The sequence below is a fragment of the Streptomyces sp. NH27 genome, assembly GCF_056859195.1.
Genome location: NZ_JACEGK010000494.1, coordinates 1 through 6,053 on the forward strand (window position 1 = coordinate 1; position 6,053 = coordinate 6,053).

At 65.6% G+C, this 6,053-nt stretch carries 9 protein-coding genes; 6 read left to right on the top strand and 3 right to left on the bottom strand.

All coding sequences use genetic code 11. The features are described from left to right. Positions 1-57 precede the first annotated feature (57 nt). Positions 58-1,143 carry a hypothetical protein gene (locus AC13HU_RS30175; RefSeq protein WP_483045148.1) on the bottom strand — a complete coding sequence of 362 codons (1,086 nt, stop codon included), beginning with the start codon at positions 1,141-1,143 and terminating at the stop codon, positions 58-60. Positions 1,144-1,687: 544 nt separating this feature from the next. On the opposite strand from AC13HU_RS30175, the gene AC13HU_RS30180 reads away from it, so the two are divergent. The 3 genes from AC13HU_RS30180 (at position 1,688) to AC13HU_RS30190 (ending at position 3,416) form a co-directional block, all read left to right on the top strand. Continuing rightward, positions 1,688-2,272, top strand: coding sequence for a DUF6939 family protein (locus AC13HU_RS30180; RefSeq protein ID WP_483045149.1), 585 nt, complete (start codon positions 1,688-1,690; stop codon positions 2,270-2,272). Between the two features lie 148 nt (positions 2,273-2,420). Further along, the gene (locus AC13HU_RS30185) at positions 2,421-2,657 is read left to right on the top strand and encodes a YkvA family protein (RefSeq protein ID WP_483045150.1); all 237 of its coding nucleotides are present in this window, start codon (positions 2,421-2,423) and stop codon (positions 2,655-2,657) included. 96 nt (positions 2,658-2,753) lie between these two features. Continuing rightward, entirely contained in the window at positions 2,754-3,416 is a 663-nt protein-coding gene (locus AC13HU_RS30190) for a hypothetical protein (RefSeq protein WP_483045151.1), read from the top strand. Positions 3,417-3,536: 120 nt separating this feature from the next. On the opposite strand, the gene AC13HU_RS30195 is transcribed toward AC13HU_RS30190, so the two are convergent. Together AC13HU_RS30195 and AC13HU_RS30200 are read right to left on the bottom strand one after the other, a co-directional pair. Next, the gene (locus AC13HU_RS30195) at positions 3,537-4,037 is read right to left on the bottom strand and encodes a hypothetical protein (protein ID WP_483045152.1); all 501 of its coding nucleotides are present in this window, start codon (positions 4,035-4,037) and stop codon (positions 3,537-3,539) included. A 105-nt stretch (positions 4,038-4,142) separates the two neighbouring features. Beyond that, on the bottom strand, positions 4,143-4,343 hold the full coding sequence (locus AC13HU_RS30200; protein ID WP_483045153.1) for a hypothetical protein: 201 nt from the start codon (positions 4,341-4,343) through the stop codon (positions 4,143-4,145). A gap of 379 nt (positions 4,344-4,722) precedes the next feature. Between AC13HU_RS30200 and AC13HU_RS30205 the strand changes: the two genes are divergently transcribed. The 3 genes from AC13HU_RS30205 to AC13HU_RS30215 all read left to right on the top strand — a co-directional run. Next, positions 4,723-5,580 carry a helix-turn-helix domain-containing protein gene (locus tag AC13HU_RS30205; protein WP_483045154.1) on the top strand — a complete coding sequence of 286 codons (858 nt, stop codon included), beginning with the start codon at positions 4,723-4,725 and terminating at the stop codon, positions 5,578-5,580. Beyond that, positions 5,556-5,774, top strand: a complete 219-nt coding sequence (locus tag AC13HU_RS30210; RefSeq protein WP_483045155.1) for a DUF397 domain-containing protein — start codon at positions 5,556-5,558, stop codon at positions 5,772-5,774. The genes AC13HU_RS30205 and AC13HU_RS30210 overlap by 25 nt, the downstream gene beginning before the upstream one ends. A 91-nt stretch (positions 5,775-5,865) precedes the next feature. Continuing rightward, a partial coding sequence (locus AC13HU_RS30215; RefSeq protein ID WP_483045156.1) for a DUF397 domain-containing protein occupies positions 5,866-6,053 on the top strand: 188 nt, incomplete at its 3' end.

Consider the following 6,053-nt stretch of genomic DNA (forward strand, 5'->3'; position numbering starts at 1 on the left):
CGGCCCCAAGTGCTGCTGACGCGTGGTCAGTGGATCAGTGCGCGGGTGTGCGGTTGGTCAGTTCTGGTGCTGGAGCAGGATCGGCTTCGGTTCGTGCTCGCCGCCCGTGCTACCGCCGGCGATGATCGTGTTGGTGCGTGGGTCCGCGGCGATCGCGTCGATCCAGAGCGGCGGGTTGGAGGTCGTGGGCAGCGGTGACTGTGTCCAGACGCCCTTGTCCAGGCGCACGATGGCGTCGTGGGCGTTGAGCCAGACGGTTCCCCCGGAGTAGGTGGACCCGCTGAAGTAGTGGTCGCCTGCGGGGAGGACGTTGCCGATGCTCTCCGTGTGCCAGGTCTTGCCGTCCCAGCGCAGGTAGGCCCCGTCCTTCGTGAAGTCGAAGACGTAGACCTCGTTGGAGGACACCGTCACTGCGGAGTCCTCGTGGTTCGACGTTGCCCATGCCGCGGGCAGCGTGGACTTTGTCCACGAGGAACCGTCGAAGTGGTATGCCTGGTTCTCGAAGGGCGACGTCTTCGACCTGCCCATGATCCACATGTCGTTGCCCGACGTGCCCGTCACGACCTGTGGGTTCTCCAACGTGCCGGGCAGGAACATGGTGGTCCATGAGGTGCCGTCGAAGTGGTGCACGCTGTCGATGCTGAAGTCCCACATGTCGTCCGCGGCGAATGCCTTGAAAATACGGGACGAATAGTCGTCGCCGGTGAAGGTGTGCTGCCACGTGGTGCCGTTCCAGTGCCACCGCCCTGGAGGAGTCCCGTTGCTTGAGGATTCCTGGTCGTAGATGTAGAAATCGGAGCAGGAGATGCCGCCCATGGAGGCGATGTAGTCAGTGTTGAACATCTGCGGAATGCCGGGCTTGGGTACGGTCGCCCAGCCCTTGCCGTTCCAGCAGCGGATGTCCTGTCCCGGGTCGGTGGCCAGCACATCGCCTGACACGGTCGATACCACGTCGCCGAAGTGGTGCATGTTCGCCGGCGTGGTGCCGACGTTCACTTCTTGCCAGCTTCCCGTCGCGGTCGCAGCCTTGGTGGTCTGCCCGTTGTGGGTCTCGTGTGCCTGCGCTGTGGGGAGCAGGACGGCGAGGCCCGCGAGCAGTCCTGCCGCGGCGACGGCTGCACGGGCGACTTGGCTTTTTCGCAAAGCTATCTTCTTTCATCCGGAATGAGGTGATCCGCATCCGAAGGGAAGTGTTTCCATCTGCGATCGCCTGCGGTCCGGCGTTCACGACATCCATGGAGTAGGGAAAAGTGAATGACGTGAGGGTGCACCTGAACTGGTGCGAGGGCGCACCGCCAACCGGAATGGTTGATTCCTGGACGGGCCGGTGCAGGCCAAGGCTGATCGACGAAAGAATGTTCCCCGTGTGATGTGGCTACTGATCCTGCTTGGCTGTGATTCGGTTGTCAAACGCCTTGCGGGCGGGGGGATTTGCGCACTCCTGGTGCAACGCGTGCCCGTAATGGCGAACAAGTCCCGACATGACGAATTCGCTGGGCCCGCTGCTGTGGGGGTTCGGGGTGTGGATCGCGGGGCGGCTCTCCGTGCGGGTCCGTTGGCGGGTCCGTTGGGCGGTGGTTGCGCCATGAGGGGCGATGTCAGTGGTGTGGGGGATGCTCGGTGCTACATGTCGCCGGAGTCGAGGAGTACTCAGATGGTTATGCGTGTTGCCGGTCGTCGTCGTTCGATGGCGTCGCTGACCGCTGCGTACCCTGGCGCCGAGATCATCGATGTGACCTCCAAAGCATCTGAACCGTGGGTGCGGTTGAGCCCGTTCTACCCGCACGGCGGCATTCCGGTTCCCTTCTGCGACGACGTGACCGGCCAGTCCGTGGAGGGGATCTGGCAGGCCCTGAAGGTATTCCAGAACTCGGACGTCGACCCCGCGAAGTTGGGGATCACCACGATGAAGGGGCTGAAGCGGACGGTGCGTCGGTTCGGTCCCGTCCAAGGGCACCGCACCGGCCTGGAGGGGAGCCGACTGCTGTCCTACGAGGCGGCGCGGCGCCTGATCTACCTGCCGGCGTACCGCTGGGTCCTCGAACACCGGGTCGCGGATCTGGTCGAGCGGCTGCGCGACAAGGACGATGTCGTGCTCCTGGACTACACCACCAACGGCGACGTCACCGATCCGGCGAGCCCGCTCTCTCACGCCGCGCTCATCCAACTGCATATAGCGGGCGACTGGCCCCGAGAGGATGAGGTGGCCGCTTTGGGCGTGGGTGCTTTGGACGTGGCCGCTGCGGATGTGGGCGGTGGCCGAATGCGGTGAGAGGCCCGGTGGGTGGCGGATCGGGCGGAGCTGGGATGGCCGGCCGTCGCCGTGGCGGCGGTGGGGGTGGGGGTGGTCGCGCCCGTCGTCGCGGTGCGGTTGCTACTCGAACTGGCTTGGGACGAAGGGTTGTTGAAGGCGACGGGGGATGTCACTGTCGACCAAGGCAATGTTCTGGAAGTCGATCGCGTATCTGATCCGGCCGGTGGATCTGCTCCCCGATCCGATCTACGTCGACGACATCGGTTTCCTCATCCTGGCGTTGTGCTCGCCGCACGCGGTGGCCGCGCGCCTATCGCCGAGCGAGCCGTCCTCGGTCGCCGGGAAACCCGTACCAATCACCATAAACAAGGACCGAATTGGCGTCGGATGGCCACGTGTATAGTTGTGGACCGTTGTCAGCATTCGAGTGAACGGAGCGACTTCGGGAGGCCGTTGACGGCCGTTTTCGAAGATCGCATTCGAAACGGGGTTATGCACCATGCGCGTTCGGGTTCGTACCAGTCTTCCTCTCATTGCCGCGGTAGTCGTCGGCGGCGCGCTGCTCACCGCGTGCAATGACGACTCCAGCTCGTCCGACAAGGCCACTTCGGCGCCCACGACTTCGGCGGCCGCGCCGACCACCGCCAGCGCGGCGCCCACGACGAGCGCGACCGCGACCACGGACAGCGGGGGCAGCGGGAACAGCGGGTCGGCCGGCAGCCCCGTGACCGTGAACAAGTCGTTCACCGACGACGTGATGGGCGACAAGGCGACCGTCCTCAAGTACGTCACCGGGTACCAGCCTTCGGCCGCCGCCAAGAGCAAGTACTCCGCGCTCGCCGACGAGGACATCGTCCTCGTCAACGTGAAGGTGACCGCCAGTACCAAGTACTACGACACCTTCGGCGCCGACTCCTTCTACCTCACCGGTATGTCCAACGGGATCGACGCCGCGAGCACCTCGCTCCTCGACGACGAGCTCAAGGCCGCCGGCTACCCGCCGCTGCCCGACGCCGAGACCGGCAAGACCACCACCGGCTGGGTCGCCTTCACCCCGGACAAGGGCACGAAGAAGCTGGTGCTGCGCTACAAGCGGCTCGCCGCGAAGGCGTCCAACGGTACGAACATCACCGCGAAGAACTTCGACATTCCGCTCAACTGATCCACGTAAATCCCTGACGGCCCGCCGAATTCCCCGGCGGGCCGTTCGGCGTATCCGAACACAATTCGAGCGGTCAACTCCGTTGGCAGCCAAGGGAGTTCCGCGGACGCGCGACGAGGATCAGGTTTTCGTCCTGGGGTCGTGCCGGGTGAAGACGCAGCCGGAGTTGGCCTCCACAACGATGCTGTTGGCGCTCTGGACGCCCAGGCCCACACTCCAGGTGGATTTCGGGAGGTCGGCGGTAGCACGCTTGGCCGGAGCATCGGAGTAGTTCACCGAGTACCCCTGCTTGGCGAAGTACGAGTTGGCGGCCTGCATGACGGCCTTCGCCTTGGCTTGGGGCACCGCGAGCGCCAGCCCGTAGACGTACTCGAATCGGTGCTGGCCGGGTGTCTCGGTGGCGCACTGGGTCCAACGGTTGCTGTAGGTGGCGGTTTTGGGTAGGCCGAGGGTGAGGTGGAGTGCATCGAGGGTCTGTTGGACGAGGGTGTGGGCCTTCTTCTCGACGGCGTTGGGTTGGACGTCGCCTGTGTGCGCTGCGCCGCAGGCGGTGGTGAGGGTGAGGAGCAGGGCGGCGGCTCCGAGGGCGGCCATGCTGCCTGCGCGCGTAGTTCTGGTCATCGCTCCTGCTAGGAGAAGAAGTCGGTCACGGTGTGGACCACGTTCTTGCCACTGTCCACGACCGAACTACCGGCGTCCTTGCGGTCGTTCACCGTCGCCCCCGGATCACCGATAGGACGTGCCGATCCACGCCTTGCCGCTGCCGCTGCCGCTGCCGCTGCCGTCGCCCAAGTCGGAGGCGGGCTTGTCGAGTACGGACCGCATGGCCTCCAGCGTCGCGTCCATCTCGGACAGCAGCGTCTGGAGCCAGGCGCGGTGCGGGTTGTCGACCATCTGCCCGGACATCTCGAACGGCCCCCGTTGCATTGAGTCAAGCAATCGTCACAGTAGGCACGTTGGAAACCCGGGGCAACGGTGACGCTGTGTTGAGTGGATCACACGGGGAGAGACGTCGGGGTGCGCAAGTGCCAAACGGGTGGGGCGGGTGGTGGCGGAGGCGATCGAAGCGCGGCCCTTTGTGAGCGATTACTGACATTCCGTGAACAAGGGTGGGTTCATGCCCCTACGATCTGTTTCAGGTGAGCCTTTGTCCGGGCAAAGGGGCTTATTTGTCCATGCCCGCAGGCGATGTGGCGAGCCGTGACGGATCGACAGAAACGGAGGAGGCCAGGTCGGAGGCTCGACTGCCCTGCGCGGGCGGGCTCTTGCCATGGCTTCCCGACAACTGGAAGGGAACAGAACCCCGATGAGCGACAGCAACAGCAATGCAGGAGTTGGGCAAGGGCCTTCGGCGCGACGGATCTACAGCAAGGAACTGGCGAAGCTGCGGGAGCGCGCGGGTCTGACCCTGATGCAGCTCGGCGAGGAGACCAGGTACGAGCAGTCGTACCTGCACCGGTTGGAGAACGGCGAGCGCCTCGGCTCATCCGATGTGCCCAAGGTGCTCGACAAGTTCTACGGCACCGGCGACCTGCTCGCGGACCTGTGGAAGCTCGCCAAGCGGGAGAAGAAGCAGGGCCGGTACGAGGGCTTCATGGACGTCGAGGCCGAGGCCAGGAACATGCAGCAGTTCGTGGCCGGCCTGATCCCCGGGCTGTTGCAGACCGAGCGCTACGCCGCGTCGCTGCTGAGTTCCGACCTGTCGGCTTCCCTGGCGGAGGTGAACCGGCGGGTGCAGGAGCGGATGGCCCGGCAGGCCCGGCTGTTCGGGAAGAAGAACCTGCTCGACTACCGCGGGCTGATCCACGAGTCGGCGCTCCGCAGCGGTCTCAAGGACCACGACGCGTGGACGGAGCAGCTCGAACGGCTCATCGAGGCAGCCGGGTTGCGGCATGTCGCGCTGCACGTCGTGCCGTTCAGCGCCGGTCCGCACTTCATGCTCGGCGGCTCGCTGAGCATGCTGTGGCTGCCCAGCGGCCGCAACATCGCCTACGTGGAGGGCAGTCTCACCGGCGAAGTCATCGAGGACGCGGAGGAGGCGGAACATCTGCGCCTGACCTACGATCAGTTCCGGGACTTCGCGATGTCACCGGAGGAGTCCCTGGCCCTGCTTCGATCCGCATTGGAGGACCACGCGTCATGTTCATTGCTGCCAAGGACCTGAGCGGCGCCGCCTGGCGCAAGTCGTCGTACAGCAACGGCGACGGCGGCAACTGCGTCGAGGTCGCCGACGGCTTCACCGGTGTGGTGCCGGTCCGTGACTCGAAGGACCCGCAGGGGCCCGCGCTGGCGTTCTCCGCCGACGCGTGGGCGTCGTTCGTGGGCGCGGTGCGCGCCGACGAGTTCCCCACCGGCTGAACCAGACCGGCTGAACCAGCTCGACACCCGGTGGTGCAAGCGGGCAACCGCCTGTCCGCTTGCGCCCCTTACTCTCCGAAGGAGCACTTCCATGTTCCAAGGAAACGACCTGAGCGGCGCCGCCTGGCGCAAGTCGTCGTACAGCAACGGCAACGGGGGCGACTGCGTCGAGGTCGCCGACGGCTTCACCGGTGTGGTGCCGGTCCGTGACTCGAAGGACCCGCAGGGGCCCGCGCTGGCGTTCTCCGCCGACGCGTGGGCGTCGTTCGTGGGCGCGGT